Source organism: Peribacillus sp. NPDC096540, assembly GCF_050278525.1.
In the GTDB taxonomy this organism is placed as follows: domain Bacteria; phylum Bacillota; class Bacilli; order Bacillales; family DSM-1321; genus Peribacillus.
In genome coordinates, this window is sequence record NZ_JBNNTG010000009.1 from 117102 (window position 1) to 133552 (window position 16451).

At 37.0% G+C, this 16451-nt stretch carries 11 protein-coding genes and 1 pseudogene; 3 read left to right on the forward strand and 9 right to left on the reverse strand.

Going from position 1 to position 16451, the window contains the following annotated elements; all coding sequences use genetic code 11:
* The first annotated feature begins 152 nt into the window (after nucleotides 1–152).
* Nucleotides 153–1550, forward strand: a complete 1398-nt coding sequence (locus ACQKMR_RS10840; RefSeq protein WP_427697297.1) for a PLP-dependent aminotransferase family protein — start codon at nucleotides 153–155, stop codon at nucleotides 1548–1550.
* A gap of 42 nt (nucleotides 1551–1592) precedes the next feature.
* On the opposite strand, the pseudogene ACQKMR_RS10845 reads toward ACQKMR_RS10840, so the two are convergent.
* The 8 genes and pseudogenes from ACQKMR_RS10845 to ACQKMR_RS10880 form a co-directional block, all read right to left on the reverse strand.
* Nucleotides 1593–2929: pseudogene (locus tag ACQKMR_RS10845) on the reverse strand (D-serine ammonia-lyase).
* Between the two features lie 102 nt (nucleotides 2930–3031).
* Entirely contained in the window at nucleotides 3032–4777 is a 1746-nt protein-coding gene (gene pabB, locus ACQKMR_RS10850) for an aminodeoxychorismate synthase component I (RefSeq protein ID WP_427697298.1), read from the reverse strand.
* A 105-nt stretch (nucleotides 4778–4882) separates the two neighbouring features.
* The gene (locus ACQKMR_RS10855; RefSeq protein WP_427697299.1) at nucleotides 4883–5905 is read right to left on the reverse strand and encodes an LLM class flavin-dependent oxidoreductase; all 1023 of its coding nucleotides are present in this window, start codon (nucleotides 5903–5905) and stop codon (nucleotides 4883–4885) included.
* A 93-nt stretch (nucleotides 5906–5998) separates the two neighbouring features.
* Nucleotides 5999–6994: an LLM class flavin-dependent oxidoreductase gene (locus tag ACQKMR_RS10860; protein ID WP_427697300.1), complete on the reverse strand. Its 996-nt coding sequence runs from the start codon at nucleotides 6992–6994 to the stop codon at nucleotides 5999–6001.
* A 296-nt stretch (nucleotides 6995–7290) separates the two neighbouring features.
* The gene (locus tag ACQKMR_RS10865; RefSeq protein WP_427697301.1) at nucleotides 7291–9537 is read right to left on the reverse strand and encodes an AAA domain-containing protein; all 2247 of its coding nucleotides are present in this window, start codon (nucleotides 9535–9537) and stop codon (nucleotides 7291–7293) included.
* Between the two features lie 247 nt (nucleotides 9538–9784).
* Nucleotides 9785–11581, reverse strand: a complete 1797-nt coding sequence (gene pepF / locus ACQKMR_RS10870) for an oligoendopeptidase F (protein WP_427697302.1) — start codon at nucleotides 11579–11581, stop codon at nucleotides 9785–9787.
* Nucleotides 11582–11701: 120 nt separating this feature from the next.
* Complete coding sequence (locus ACQKMR_RS10875) at nucleotides 11702–12343, reverse strand: FMN-dependent NADH-azoreductase (RefSeq protein WP_427697303.1); 642 nt, start codon at nucleotides 12341–12343, stop codon at nucleotides 11702–11704.
* Nucleotides 12344–12644: 301 nt separating this feature from the next.
* Nucleotides 12645–13379, reverse strand: coding sequence for a YqcI/YcgG family protein (locus ACQKMR_RS10880; protein ID WP_427697304.1), 735 nt, complete (start codon nucleotides 13377–13379; stop codon nucleotides 12645–12647).
* Nucleotides 13380–13738: 359 nt separating this feature from the next.
* Here ACQKMR_RS10880 and ACQKMR_RS10885 point away from each other — a divergent pair, with 359 nt between their 5' ends.
* Nucleotides 13739–13993: a small, acid-soluble spore protein, alpha/beta type gene (locus ACQKMR_RS10885; RefSeq protein ID WP_427697305.1), complete on the forward strand. Its 255-nt coding sequence runs from the start codon at nucleotides 13739–13741 to the stop codon at nucleotides 13991–13993.
* A 495-nt stretch (nucleotides 13994–14488) separates the two neighbouring features.
* Here ACQKMR_RS10885 and ACQKMR_RS10890 read toward each other — a convergent pair whose 3' ends face one another.
* Nucleotides 14489–15376 carry a R2-like ligand-binding oxidase gene (locus tag ACQKMR_RS10890; protein ID WP_427697306.1) on the reverse strand — a complete coding sequence of 296 codons (888 nt, stop codon included), beginning with the start codon at nucleotides 15374–15376 and terminating at the stop codon, nucleotides 14489–14491.
* A gap of 141 nt (nucleotides 15377–15517) precedes the next feature.
* Between ACQKMR_RS10890 and ACQKMR_RS10895 the strand changes: the two genes are divergently transcribed.
* Entirely contained in the window at nucleotides 15518–16204 is a 687-nt protein-coding gene (locus ACQKMR_RS10895) for a helix-turn-helix transcriptional regulator (protein ID WP_427697307.1), read from the forward strand.
* Nucleotides 16205–16451 lie beyond the last annotated feature (247 nt).

The following is a 16451-nucleotide window of genomic DNA, read 5'->3' on the forward strand; positions in this document are numbered from 1 at the left end:
GTTCCTAATGATTTTTCCTCTACTTCCCCCCTAATATTTGCATTTTTTAGATTTGTTAATTAGTATAAAAAATAGATGACCGTATTGAAAGTGTCAGTTTTCAATAATTTAATGGGGTCAGATACGAATTATTTAAAAAAGGCGGAAGCAAAATGAATATGTTAACTTGTAACTTAAATCGTATGAGTGGAGAACCATTATACGAACAATTATATTCGCATATTAAAAAAGAGATAATTGATGGACGTCTTCTCTTTGGAACGAAGCTGCCATCGAAGCGAAAATTAGCGGAGTTTCTGCAGATTAGTCAAAATACCGTCGAGACTGCCTATGAACAATTAACTGCTGAAGGATACGTTGAAGTTATTCCAAGAAAGGGATACTACATACAAACATTTGAGGATTTAGAGTATACGCAAACTGACAATGTTCCATTAGAACAGAATGATAATAAAGTAAGGGAATTGCTCTATCATTTTCACCCAAGCCAAATTGATACTGAGAACTTTCCATTTGAAAAATGGCGAAAGTATATTAAAAATAAAATCGATGAATCTCATCAAGACCTTCTTTTACTGGGAGATTCTCAAGGTGAATATGAATTACGTTGTGAAATTGCCCACTATCTATATCATGCTCGTGGGGTCCAATGTGTCCCTGAACAGATTATCATTGGTGCGGGACTGGAAATTTTACTACAGCAGCTTGTTCTTCTTTTTGATAAAACCACCATATACGGAGTCGAAGATCCCGGTTATCACTTGATTTATCGTATTTTACGTAGCTATCCAAATGATGTATTTCCATTAGAAGTTGATGAAGAAGGGGTGAAGGTCAACCCTATTGAGCAGTCTTCAATTGATGTAGTTTATGTAACCCCTTCCCATCACTTCCCCTATGGAACAATTCTATCTGTTAACAGACGTACACGATTGTTGAATTGGGCCCAAGGGGCAGCAAATAGATATATTATCGAAGACGATTATGATAGTGAATTTCGTTATAGTGGAAAAACGATTCCTTCTTTACAAAGTATGGATGTTGGAGAAAAAGTGATTTACTTAGGATCGTTTTCCAAATCATTGATGCCTTCAATTCGTATCAGTTATATGGTTCTTCCAGCTCCGTTGTTACAGAGGTATCAAGAGGAATTATCTTTCTACCATTCAACCGTATCAAGGATTGACCAACATGTTTTAACAGAGTTTATGAGGGAGGGAGATTTTGAAAAACATTTAAATCGTATGAGGAAAGTTTACCGCCGTAAATTAGAAAAAGTGATTGATTTGATTAAACCCTATCATCAACAAATATCAATCATTGGTGAACGATCAGGACTGCATATTGTTCTCACCGTGAAAAATGGGATGGATGAACAAACACTAATTCAAAAAGCGGCTGATGACGACATTAAAATATACGGGCTTTCCACTTATTCCATTGAGAAAATAGATGAACATCCTCCTAAAATTATATTAGGCTTTGCAGGGATACCTGAAGCAGAATTGGAAAAAGCTATTCATCTTTTATTGAACTCCTGGGGGTTTTAAAAAGAAAAAGGAAGTTCACAATTGTAAACTTCCTTTTTCTTTTTAACTTTTAGTTAAATATTCTTCCATCATGACCTTTGGTACCATGCTGCCACCTGTGGCCCAAATAATATGTGTGGACTGTTTCATTTTTTCTTGAAGTTTTTGATCCTTGAGATATTGTTTTCCCTCTTCGCTACTGAACAATTGAACTGGTCCATATACTCCTGCGAGGGCAGATGGCTCTAAATAATATCCTTCTGTCTCAGCCAGTTCTCGAAGCAAGTCAAATAATCTTTTGTCCTGTATTGTATAGCTGCCGCTTAGAATTGATGTCATCATACTAGAAACTAATTCAGATGACCTTCCGACCGCTAGTCCATCTGCTTCCGTTTTGTTATCAATTCCAAAATCCTGTACCGAGACTTTGTCATGAAGTTCCGTTGCCAATCCAAGCAACATACACGGCGAATGTGTTGGCTCTGCAAAAAAGCAATGGACATCGTCTTCGAAGGCCAATTTTAGCCCATATGTTATACCGCCGGGGCCACCACCTACTCCGCATGGTAAGTAAACAAATAAAGGATGATCTTCGTCAACCGGGATCGACATTCCTTTTAATTGATTTTTCAGACGTGTTGCAGCTGTCGCATAGCCTAGCAACAAATCTTTTGAATTTTCATCATCAATAAAATGGCAATTTGGGTCAAGAGATGCTTCTTTTCGCCCTTCTTCGACGGCTTTACTGTAATCGTCTTCATATTCCTTTACAATGACACCAAGGTTTCTTAGTTTATCTTTTTTCCACTGCTTGGCATCTGCCGACATATGTACAGTAACCTTAAATCCAAGGCAGGCACTAATTATCCCAGTGCTCAGTCCTAAATTCCCTGTCGAACCAACCGCAATGGAATAATGTGAAAATAACTCTTTGAATTTTTCACTTGCAAGTATCTCATAATTATCTGATTGCTTTAGACCACCATGCTCCATGGCAATTTCCTCAGCTCGTTTTAACACCTCATATATACCACCACGTGCCTAGATAGAGCCCGAAATAGGTAGATGGCTGTCACATTTAAGTGAAGTTTACCGGAAATATTTGTCATATACGACTCTTCTATACTTTTTTTCATCGAAGGAATCTCAACTAATGGTGATTCAATGATACCGTTCGTTGGTTTTGTTTCTGGAAAAGCATGAACAATATATTGGGCAAATCGCTCTAATCTCTCCTCTGCTGTTTTAACATGTTCAGCTTGGACGATTGAAATGTCATGATTGCTTCCATAATTGGGATTCAACCAAAAAACTTCATCTGTCTTTATAAGTTTTTTTAGTAAAGGATATTTCTCTTTCCACTCTATCAAAGATAAACCTGCAATTTTTTGTTTCTCCATAGCATTTCCCTCCTAGTCATATATAACAATATTCATCATCTACTATAACTTAGCAAATTGCTATGTACGATTACAGTATTCTTTTACCAGGACATTTTTGGATTAAAATGTAAGATTTACTTTTAATCCCCTTCGCACACTATTAATAAACCAAACTTCCTCAGCATTGTGTAGATCAGCCTTCGTTATTAATTTTTCTTTTATTTCTTTCTTCCTTAATAGCTCCTGACGATAAGTCCCTGCAAGCAATCCTGATTCTATTGGAGGGGTGAACAGATCTCCGTTTATCTTTACTACAACATTTCCGTTAGTGAACTCTGTAATATATCCTTGTTCATTCCAAAGTAAAACGTCATAGAACTCAGGGTGCCTTGTTTGAAATTTTTCATAAACTTCCCGGTTAGTCGTCTTATGATAGAGAAATGGGTTTTCAGTTGATATTGGACTTTCGGCTATGATAGCTGAAACTTCTGATTCCATAGTCTTGATTATTTGTCCTGATAATTCAAAATCCCCATTCTCAAAAAGCAGAATCCGTACTTTTTGCATCGAATCATGATGTGAATCTGCATATTTTTGGAGCTGATTTCTAAGTTCCGTTTCAGAAAACTGATAGTCAAAGTATTCAGCGGACTGAATCATTCTATCAATATGCTCATCCAATAAAAAATACTGACCATATTCAAGTTTAATCGACTCTAACAACTGATAAGTAGGTCTTTCCTCTGACAATAATTTAGCTTTTAAAAAGGCTTCATCATACTCCTCCAGAAAGGCAGAATCCCAGGTTATTCCTCCTCCTACCCCATATTCAGCTTTTCCTGTTTCCTTTTCGATCACAACCGTCCGAATAGGTACATTGAAAACTGCTTCACATTTCGGGGTGATAAAGCCGATTGCACCGCAATACACTTCACGTGGAGAACTCTCAAGTTCAGTAATAATTTCCATCGTTTTGATTTTCGGTGCTCCTGTTATCGATCCACAAGGAAAAAGCGCCTTGAATATATCAATAATCGTTGTTTTTGGTTTCGTTTTAGCTGTAATGGTTGATGTCATTTGCCACACAGTCGGGTACTTTTCAATTTCCTTAAGTTTCGGTACCTGAACGCTCCCTTGTTCAGCAATCATTCCTAGGTCATTCCTGAGCAAATCAACAATCATTAAATTCTCAGCCTGATTTTTTTCAGAACATGCTAACCAGTCCGCATTTGCCTGATCCGTTTTCACGGTAATCCCACGCTTGACTGTCCCTTTCATTGGACGAGTATTTAGCTGACCATCCTCCCAGCGGAAAAATAACTCGGGAGAAGCCGACAGAATTCGATGTGTCCCGATATTCAAATAAGCACTATAGTTCGATCGTTGTGCTCTCTTTAGCCGATCATAGAAAGCAAAGTCGTCCCCCTCGAACATAGATTGCAATCGCATCGTATAATTCACTTGATAGGTATTGCCTTTCTCGATTTCAGCTTTTATCGTTTGAAACCCAGAATGATATGTATGGGAATCCGTTTCTGATTCCCAATCATTTAATTGAAATGAACCAGTTATTTTTCCCGGGAACTCTTCCGGTTTATCAAAGATACCGAACCACAATAACGGCATTTTTGCTCCTTCTTTTACTTTAAAAGACTTTTCAAAAGCAGGCGCGGCTTCATAAGATACATAGCCTGCTGCATAATATCCCTGCTCGATTGCTGCCTGGACCTTTTGGAATTGAGGGAGGACATCCTGTATAGAATGGGCGATAAAAACTTCTTTCGGTTCCGTAAAATATAACTGTTTTTTAATATCTTGTTTATCTGTGAAGTGAAATAATAGTGATAAAGGTTCTTCCTGTTTCATGCTTCTCTCCTTACTTTATTTATAAGATTCTAAGTAATTAGGTATGGTATGTAATTAAAAATGAGCTTGCAGACACATAATCTGCAAGCTCATTCACATTTACACTTATTTCATTCCAGTAACTTCTGCAATGATTTCATAGGAACGAAGGCGTGCGTTATGATCATAAATGGCAGAGTTAATAATCATTTCATCCGCCTGAGTTTCATCTAAAAAGGTCTGTAATTGTTCTTCAACTTCTTTCGGGTTTCCGACAATTGAAGCGTTCAGTTGTTTCATGACAATGGCTTTTTCATATTCTGTCCAAATACCTTCCATCGTATCAACTGGCGGAGCCATTTGTCCAGGTGTATTTCGAATCAAGTTTAAAAATTGCTGCTGATAAGAGGTAGCTATTCTTTGTGCTTCTTCAGTAGTATCTGCTGCAAATACATTGACACCAACCATTACATACGGCTTATCTAAAACGTCGGATGGCTGGAAATTATTACGATAACGTGCTAAAGCAGGTTGAGTATTTTCAGGTGAAAAATGGCTTGCAAATGAGAATGGTAATCCCAGCTGTGCTGATAATGCAGCACTGAAGCCGCTTGAACCAAGTAGCCAAATCGGAATATCTTGTCCTTCACCAGGAATGGCACGGACTCGATTATGTTTTGAATCAGCATCTAAATAACTGCGGAGCTGCGCTAACTGCTCAGGAAAATCTTGGCCATTATTACGGATATCTCCACGAAGAGCCATTGCAGTATATTGGTCGCTTCCTGGAGCACGACCTAGTCCTAAATCTATTCTACCAGAATACATAGCTTCTAACGTTCCAAATTGTTCTGCGATGACGAGTGGTGCATGATTTGGAAGCATTATGCCCCCAGAACCCACACGTATTTCTTCTGTCCTGCCAGCAACATAACCGATTAATACAGATGTCGCAGAACTTGCGATTCCAGGCATGCTATGGTGTTCTGCTACCCAGAAACGGTTATAATTCCATTTCTCCACATGCTGAGCTAAATCTACTGTATTTTTAAAGGCTGCTGATACTGTACCGCCCTCGACAATATAAGCTAGGTCCAGTACGGAAAAAGAAATGTCTCTAAGTTTTTTTGCAGGTTGGTCGGCATTCATATCTTCAACTTCTTTCCTTCAATTATGATTAATTGGACGCAAAGTCATCATATAAAAAATGCAGATAAATTGCACACAAAATGCTCTGCCTGATTAATCGAGCAGTTCCTTAGCAATCAAACGATACGACTTCAGCCGGTCCTCCAACTTATGAGTTATTGTATTAAGCATGATTTCATCTGCTTGATATTTCTTCTGTATCTCCAAAAGCTGTTGCTTCACTTTTGAAGGTGTTCCCAAAATCATTTTTTTATCAATTTTTTCCTTCAGTTCTATTTCTTTTTCATTCCAAACATACTCCCTCGCCTCTTCTATACTTGGGACCAATTTTCTTTCTCCAAGGCCACTTTGAATTTTCCAAAGTGTATTGCTTAGAGCTATCTCTTTCGCTTGTTCCTCGGTTTCGGCACAAAGTGCGGAAACCGTTACTATTGTTTTAGGCGCATTCAGTATTCCTTTTGTTTGAAAATGTTCACGATAATACTGAAGACTCATAATCCCATCATTGTCGCTCATGAATTCACCGAATGCGTATGAAACCCCATTTTCCGCCGCGAGTTTTGCACTTTTTTCACTTGTTCCAAGTACCCATGGTTCAGGTGGAATTTTTGGGATTGGTGCAGCAGAAGTATTTTCAAAAAGGTGATCTTTCGGAAATTTCTCTCGAAGAAAATGCAATAATTCCTTTACAAGGTCAGGCATTTTGTATACATTTTGCAGATAATTATTGGATAATGCCATAGTCGCTTCTGCAGATCCACCAGGAGCACGGCCTATGCCGATATCAATTCGGCCCGGAAAAAGTGTTGCAAGCATATTATAGGTCTCTGCAACGCGATACGGCTTGTAATGAGGAAGCAACACTGCCCCTGCTCCAATTCGAATATTTTTTGTTTGTGCACCAATATAGCTTATCAATACCTCCGGAGCAGAACAGGCTAGTCCTGGTAAATCATGATGTTCCGTAAACCAAACCCTGCTATAGCCAAGTCTATCTCCCTCTTGCGCGAGTATAAGTGAATCCTTCAATGCCTGCTGCGCTGATTGACCAGATGCAATTGGTGATTGATCTAAAATGCTTAGCTTCATTAGGGTTCCCTTCTTCCCAATTCTCTCTTTGTATTATTAGAGTAAAACATTAACTATAAAATGTCGCCTTTTACGCTCGTTGTTAGTTTAGTTTGTGACACTTAGCTGAAATAATAAGTGGATATGCTGGATTGGTAAATAGGAGTATATTATATATTCTAACGAGGTTATTTTTTAAATATACATTTTTTATTGATCTACAAATGGAACCCTGTTTGTTTAACCGTATATTCTAACAAGATGTTTTAAGGAATATAAAAATATAGAAAGACCCTAAAATGGGCCTTTCCTTCAAATTATTCATTTCTTTTAAACTGAGATAAGATTTCTGCTGCAATAATAGGTGAATCCAAGCGAGCCGCTACAAAGGGAGGTTGCACTCGATTATTCGATTCTACAGGCAAGCCTAACCAGACAACATGACCATCAAAGATAATAAAAGAGAAGGAAACTGGCATGTAAATGAAATAATCTGTAAAGATTTCCGGATTTCTATTCCCTGAAATGATAGTCAATTTGACTTCAGGGTCTCGTTTCATTAGAATCAGCTTCCACTCCTCTGACAATTTTTTTAAATCTGGCACAGCCACAATAATTTCTTGTTTAGAGGAATCTATATCTGCTAATAAGTTGTCCAACTTACGGGCATGTATCCATTTCAGACGGGGATGCTGATGTTTCACCCATTTTCCAATATCTTTCTTTGCGACCACCTGACCGTTTTGGATTTGATGATCAACAAGCTGACGAAGTGTTTTACTTCGATAAACATGTTTATTAACAAAAGAAGTATCACAAACATGTACGAACTTCCCTTTAGTCCTTGTTATCGCCACATTTATAAGCCTTTCACTTTCTCTGCCGGTCAACAACATTCCTGCACGATTTTGCGGATAACTATCAACCGTGTCAAAAATCATAACATCCCGTTCACTTCCTTGGAAACGATGTACAGTTGCAGGTATGATGTCCGCTGTTTGCCTTTCTTGACTATACAAGTCATCCAATAGTTTTTCCATCAAGTCGGCCTGGGCACGATATGGAGCAACATAACCAATTGATCGGGCCCCGCCAACATACGCTTCATGAATAAGCTGAAAGGACAAAAGCAACTGCCATGGGTTCATTCTTGAATGGGAAGTGCGTTCTGTCATGCAATATTCACCTGAAAAGCTTGTATCGACAAGTGCAGCTGCCTGATTCGCAAACGGTTCCGCTGATCTTATGCTTTCTCTACTTGTTAAAACACTATCATGGTCTCCAACAAAATTGTTATAGACAACACGATTCGTAAAGGCTGAAATTTCCGGATGCATACGGCGCTGTTCTTTTAAGAGAAATAAATGAGGATGAAGTTCCCCCTCTTCTACTGATTGTGCAACCCCCGCGCGATGAAAGATGTCTTCTTTCAGCCAAAGTTTCACTAGCGAATCACGTGCAGAAGCAATTGGTGGCAATTGTTTGAAATCACCGCAAACGATAATATGTTTGGATAAGGCTGCCGCAAAAGCTACTTGCGGTACGTAAGCCATGCTGGCTTCGTCCAAAATGATTAGATCATATTCTTTTTGGTATACCGTTTCATCGCTAGCAGCTTTAGCCAAGGTCATTCCAATAATTTTAGCCTCTTTCACAAGCAGCATCTCTTTTTGACGAATTTTCTCTAATACTTTAGCTAATTTTTTTTCTATTTCAATTAATTGATCGGTATCTCTTTTGCTGAATGAACCAGCTAAATCCTTCTTTAACAACCGCTTTTCTTCTGCAAGCTGCTCTTTTTCTGTAATCAAGTCTGGTTCATGCTTCCCTAACAGTTGGCCTGTAACAATATCATCATGGATGGCTAGAGAATCACCTATTTGTGAACCATAGCGAAGCACATCCCCTTCATGGAAACGATCTTTCTTTTTAATAAATGTAGATAGTTCAGCCATCAGTACATCGACAGCTTGATTGCTATGTGACAGAACTAGGATCTTTTTATCTTGAAAATAATGATTTGCAACCGTACGTGCCAATGTATAAGTCTTTCCTGTTCCTGGAGGTCCCCAGACAAAAGTGACAGGATTAAATTTTGAACGTGCATATAATTCTTTTACACTGCTTTGTTTTTCATTTATCGGATGTTTTTGGGGCATTGATGGATCCATTAAACGCTTAATCCGAAGCCTTTTCTTTTTGCTTCTCTTGATTTCATCTAGGCGGGTAATCAATTGTTCTAGTAATTCCCAGGGATCATGGTATAAAAAAGCTTCGCTGATTAAATCACCTAAAGACCGTTCAAAAGCGATGATTATACTTTTCCCTTCCGATGATAAGACCCTACCATCCTGTTTTATACCTCCCCATTCCAATCGAATAATGGAACCCACAGGAATTTTTATCGAAGAGCTTGTTTCAAAATAGTAGGTGAAAGAACCATCACTTGTAAGTAGATGGCCATTCGAAACAAGGTATTTTGTGCTTCCGTACTTTTTCAAATGCAGAATTTCAAGTTGAAGTGCCTGTTGCCATTCTTTTATATAGTTAACCGTTGAATTCATTTTTCACTTTCCTCACAAAATATGCCTTTGGATGTATAAAGAACTCGCCCATTAGTTAGGCGCTTTTGCAGTGAATAACCAAGGCACTAGGCTTTTTATGTAAAACATGCCTCGTGATAACATCTGCCTTCTTTAACATATAAAATAAGGCCCAATCAAAAGATTGGGCCTCTCATACGCCAATAGTCTAACTATAGCATTTTTTATTTCATCATACCATGGGCTCTTTTGGAAGAAATGGTTTACATTAGCCCTTTGTCAGCTCTGTAAATTGTTCTACTAAATCACTGAAAATCCTCATTGCATTTTCAATAGGCTCAGGTTTAGTTAAATCTACGCCTGTTTTCTTGAGCAGTTCCAACGGGAATTCAGAACTACCGCTTTTCAAGAAGGTCAAATAACTTTCGAGGGTTTTTTGATCTCCGGAAAGAATTTTATCTGCAATTGTAATAGCTGAAACGTAACCCGTAGCATATTTATACACATAAAATGGACGATAAAAATGTGGAATGCGTGACCAGCCATACTTCACTTCTTCATCGAAAATTATTTCATCACCATTATAAGTGCGGAAAATTGTTTCGTACGCTGTATTAAACACTTCGGCATTAAGTGGTTCATCATTTTCTGCCTTCTCGTGAACGATCTTTTCAAATTCTGCAAACATCACCTGTGTGAAGAAGGTTCCCTTAAAGCTATCGATAAAATGGTTTAGTAAGTGCTTTTTCTTTTGAACGTCTTTTGTTGTATTAATTAAATGGCGAATCAGCAGAATTTCATTCACCGTAGAAGCAACTTCCGCTACAAAAATGGAATAACCTGCTGTTATTTGCGGTTGATATTTTGAGCTATAGTATGAATGCATCCCATGACCAGATTCATGAGCAAGTGTAAATACGCTGTCAAGATCATCTCGGTGATTTAGTAAGATAAATGGATGAACACCATAGAGTCCTAAGTTATAAGCCCCAGAGCGTTTCCCAGGCGTTTCTCTGACATCAATATATCTTTTTTCTTTAAAGGTTTTTAAGATAGAAGTATATTCTTCACCAAGCGGTTTCAATGCCTCAATCATTAAAGCAAAACTGTCATCATATGATATTTCTTCTTTTGCACCTTCGACCAATGGCACACTTAAATCGTATGCGCGCAATTCATTTACACCCAAAAGCTCTTTCCTCAGCTGGATGTATTTATGCATCGGTCCTATATTTTGTTTAGTAGACATAATTAAGTTATCATATACCTCTTTTGGAACTTGATCGCCGAACAATGATTTTTCTAATGCAGAAGGATAGTGCCTCAGTTTTGAGAGATTCACGTTATTCTTGATCGCTGTTGAAAGTGTTGAAGCAATCGTATTTTTCAGTTGTACATATGGCTGATAATACGCAATATATGCCTCTTTTCGAATATCACGATTGTCATCTTCAATCAATTTTGAATACAATCCTCGGGTCAGCTCTACTTTTTCGCCATCTACATTTGTCACTTCACCAAACTTAATGTCAGCATTATTAATCATCCCGAATGTTTTTTGTGGTGCTGAAAAGGCTTCACCTATATGGGAAAGAACCTCTTCCTGCTCTTTCGATAACACATGGGATTTATAGCGATAAGAATCAAGTAAATCTTCTTCAAAATATTTCAAACCCTCGACTTCTTTTATGTACCCTTTAAGCGTATTTTCTTCTAGGCTTAAAAGAAACGGCATAAAAAATGCTGAAGCATTACTAATTTTCTGGCCTAACTGACTTGCTCGATCAAGCAATGCCTGTGATGTAGTAACCCGTGTATCCAAATCTGTTTGTAGCATCGCAAATACATAGAGTTTATTAAAAATGTAACCAGTTTCCTCACTTAACCGTAAATACTCAAACAAGTCTTGAGCTGTCTGAATATGTCCATCATAAGTTTTTAATTTTTCTGTCATCTTAAGGACTTCTTGATATTCCTTTTCCCATTTATCCTTGTTATCGTAAATATCATTTAGATTCCAAGTTTCTTCCTCTTTGATTTCGTCACGGGTTTTGAACGTTTGCATTTTGTTGGCACTTCCTTTCATACTTATAAGCTTACCCTTTATTATAAGCGACTTTAAGAAAAATCTGCATAAAAAAACCAGTATGCTAAAAATACATACTGGTTATTACTTAAATATTAATTAGAATTTAGCTGCAGTTTCTACAACTTTAGCCAATCCTTCAGCAATTATGTCTTGTGTACGGTCTGGATATTGATTGTGCCCTTCGATAACAACTGTTTCTGGGTTGTTTATCCCCCATAGGTTTAAATTCATAGTTACAAATTTCACTGCCATTTCAGCAGCATCCATTCCAGGTAAAGCATAATCTGAACCACGAGCATTAAGTACAGCCACTTTTTTCTCAGGAATAAGACCAACTGGGCCTTCAGCAGTGTATTTAAATGTTGTACCTGCTTGAGCAAGATAAGAAATATATGTTACAAGTGGAGCCGGTACCGTAGCGTTCCATAATGGGAATGCAAATACTACTTTATCAGCACCAAGAAACTGGTTCAAGTATTTTTGTACGTTATCAGCCTCTTTTAATTCTTCTTCAGTCAATTCCATACCTTGGTTACGTTTGAATATCGCTGTAATTGCTGTGTTTCCGTAATATGGTAAGTTAAGTTTGAATAAATCCAATTCAGTAATTTCATCGTTAGGATTTGCTTCTTTATATGTGCTTAAAAACGATTCATACATTTTCACGCTGATTGCTTGCTCTGCTGGACGATCGTTTGCTTTAATTAATAATACTTTAGACATAGTTAGTTCCCCCAATTGTAATTAATATGTGTATGTGAATAGCACAGTTTCTATCGAAATATTTAATCAAGATATCTCGAAGTAACTGCAATTCCTACTTACACATTATAATTGTGTTAATAAAATAAAACAAGATATATGTTTGATATATGTTTTTTTGGTTTTTTACTATATTTTGTGTTTTAAATTCTTTACAGTCATATAAAGAAATAATTATCGGAGTTCTTGAGTTACGATGAACTTTCTAAGTCCCCTTTTTTTAAAGTTACCAGCTTATAATATAGAAGAAAAATAAACGAGAGCACTTTGCTCTCGTTTATTTTTCTTCTATATGATTGAAAGGACATTTTCCTTTTATCGGCTCAATATCATCACCAATAAAAAATTGTTTCCATTCATTGTGATTTACATCGCCAAAGTGGCTGATATCCGGATGCTTCGGGAGATTATCCCATTTTTCTACTCGTTCACGCACCTTTTCACGTGACATTATTCCGCCTTTTTCTGTCCCTTCTAATCCTTCAAAGATCATTCGGGGTTGGAAGCCTAGTACAAGACTATTTCCTAAATCACGGGTTTTACGCTGTTTATATGCAGGGGCATTACCAAAGATAAAAATTGGTTCCCCTGCAAAATGGTAATCCCATAAATAATGATCCGGATCTTTTGGTTTTTCATTTGGCCAAGGTTTCTTATCCTTCACATGAAGATATTGAAGAATTTCCCAAAATTGTTTTCGATATAGTTCTAAATCTCCTTCTTGCTTTTCTGGCTCCATAAAAACAAACAAACCATGTCTGACATATGGAGGTTCCTGGAATAAGTCAAGAAAGCTTTCCACAGCTTTAGGGAGATTGGACCAATCGTCCTGTGTGATATATGCATACCGAAGCTCACCTTTATTTTCGGCCTTCATACCAAAATAACAAGGAAATGTTTTATCCATCACCGTATTGTGGAAAGTTTGATATTCCTTGATTAACCATAGAGGTACTCGATCAGGATTTGTCATATCTTCTTTCGTTAACAAACATGATTTCGCAGTCAGCATCTCTTTACTCCTTCAAATTTTTATACTATCTTATAGCCGATATTTGATTAAATAAAACATCCCTATCAGATAATTCTCTCGTCATATTACAGATGCCGTATTAGATCTCAATTTTTTTCAAGTATTTCATCTGTTTTTTGTTTTGCCTATTCTAGTCTGCATCATAAACTAAGTGAATCCAATCTCTTGAATAATTGCGTAAAATAGTTGGTCTATTACAAAACTCCTTTTAATCAAACTCTAATAAAAAGCCCTATTATGTTGACGTAAAAAACAAAGTAGTAAAAGAATAAAATAAATCAGGATAATGATCATTTTCTTTACTTTAGGTTAACCTAAAAAATAAGGAGTGATTATTTATGACAAGAAGAAATAAAATCCTAGTACCTGGGGCTCGAAAAGGTCTTGATGATTTAAAAGCCAAAGTTGCAGGTACTAAGTATCATGAAGATGCAAAGTTTGAAGTTGCAAAAGATGTTGGCGTACCACTGAAAAATGACTATAACGGTCAACTGACATCAAAGCAAGCTGGAAAAATTGGTGGAAAGTTAGGAGGAGGTATGGTAAAAGAACTTATACAAATGGCACAAGAAAACTTAGGAAAAAAGCAATAACTAATTAAATTGAATCAAGATTGCTTAAAATCTTTTTAACATTTAGAAAGGAGACGGACGTTTCATTATACCCGCCTCCTTTTTGCTCAAACAGATTTCAATTATGATAAATGATTTTCATGAATTTAAACCTAAAATACACCTCGGTTTAGTTGATCATTAGTACCTTCAAAAACAACGGTTATATTAAAAATATTAATTTAATCAGCAAGCTCCATCATCATAGGCAGGTTTTGTTCAACTGGAAGTATTGTCGTCGGGATCTTCCAGTACACATCAGGTTTGTCAACAATGCTCTTCCATTTTTAACAACTATAATTACAATGCATTGGTTTATATAAAGTTCAATGAAATGGATCAAATCTATAATTAGGAACGATGTAGAGTTCCTAACTGCTTTAAAAATTATTATTGAGCTGTATATCCACCATCTAATTAAATGAATTAAAAGATTTCTTTATATACCGCACATTCATAACCTATTCATCATTCTTTTTACAAAACTCCATATTCCTTTTCATTACTATGATAGATTTCCTCAATATTCTTACCTTTGGCGCGCGCCAATATTTCCATCCGAACGGCTAATTGTTTCATGGTGAAATCTAAAACTGCTTGTTTATCATTATCAAATGGATTGCCATACCGGTCATACCCCTCCTTATTTAACGCGATGGCAAGTGGGGCAAGTTCTGCCATTCTTTTTTCAACTTGTCTAAAAATATGTGGATGCTCACTGATAATCCTCTGTAGCAAGAAAGTGCCATATGCAATGTGGCGTGATTCATCTTTTTTCAAAAGACCAACCCCTTTTAATAAACCAGGCATCATTTTATTGTCTTCGAGTGTCTGATAAAACCCAAAATACCCGGTTTCCGCAAGCACTCCCTCGGTAAACATATTATAAACAGTGGCCGCTTCCGCCAATGCTTCAGGAGACTGATCGTGTATCAGCTTCTCCATCGCCTCAGGCAATATTTCGTAAAAAATAGATTTGTAGGTTTCTGAATGATAAACCGTTAGATCACCTGTTTCACCAATTTGATCTAAAGTATAACGGAAAAATTCCATATGCTTTGCTTCCTCAAATAAGAAAGTTGTTAAGTACATTTCCTCTTCGATTCTACCTTCTTTAGCTATAGCCATAATAAGCGGCAGTAAATCCAATGTCACTGCTTCTTCTCCACCCTGAAAAAGCGAAATAATCCGTAATATAACTTCTCTTTCAACACTAGTAAACGACTTCCAATCTTCTATATCCTGACTGAAATTAATGTCACGCGGATTCCATACACCGAATTTTTTTGCCTTTTGATAGAGTTTAAACGGAAGAGTATCTTCTCTAAAACTTCGGCTGCTGGTCGTCAAAGTTGTTCTTTTCATTTTTTTATCCTCCTTAAAATAGGGAATCGTAAACTTATAAACACTTAAGCAGATAATCAAATTTGTAAGGACCTACCTTATATTGTAAGATATCAGTAAGTTTTAACCTATCACTGAAAATGTAGGGAGGAAAAAAGTCGAATGCTTGAGGAAACCTTGTTGAATCATGTTAAAAATATTTCCTTACAAAAAGATATGAGAAATAAATCCAAAATGATCGTAAAGGGCTGTGTAGATTTTTTTTCATTTCAACGTGCCTCTTTGTTCAGTTACTCTTGTTTAAGTGGTATGGGTGAAGGGATATACTCATGCACAAGTAAAGAAACCTTTTCGTTACATCATGTCAAAGAAAATATTGGTAATATATACCCCATCCACCAAGCTCTCATTAATAACAAACCAGTATATTTAACAATTAACCATACGAAATCATCAATACCTGAAAAATACGTTAAAAGATTTGCAATCTCTTCATTAGCTGTAATTCCAGTTATAGTCAATGAAATGGTTATTGGTTTTGTTTTAGTTGACCCAATACATGCCAACGAACCTGTTACAAAGCATGATTTAATGAAGCTTTCCCATTATTTGAAACTGGCTGTCAGTTCAACTTTGGAATCCTCTCCCCCCTCATACCTTCTTAGTAAGCGTGAAGTCGAAGTCCTACAAAATTTAGCCAATGGTTTAGGGTTAAAACAAATGGCACCAAAGATGAGGGTAAGTGAATACACTGTTAGAGATTATATTTCTTCTGCCATTAGGAAATTAGGAGTCAATCATCGTACAGAGGCTATAGCTGTCGCTTTGCGTCACAAGATCATTATTTAAAAGAATATAATACAAAAAAGACTGTTGGCAAAAGGGGTTCTATCTAAATGTTAAAACAAAGCTGATTGGAACGAAAGGTGCGAGACTCCTGCGGGAAAAGCGCATCCAAGGGAGACCCCACAGGCGCAAAGGAGGCTCCCGGACCGCCCGCGGAAAGCGAGTGCCCTACGTTCCAATCAACGTTCAAGTCAAAAAAACTGTAGACAAACTCAATTATTTATCGAGTTTGCCTACAGTCTGAAACCTT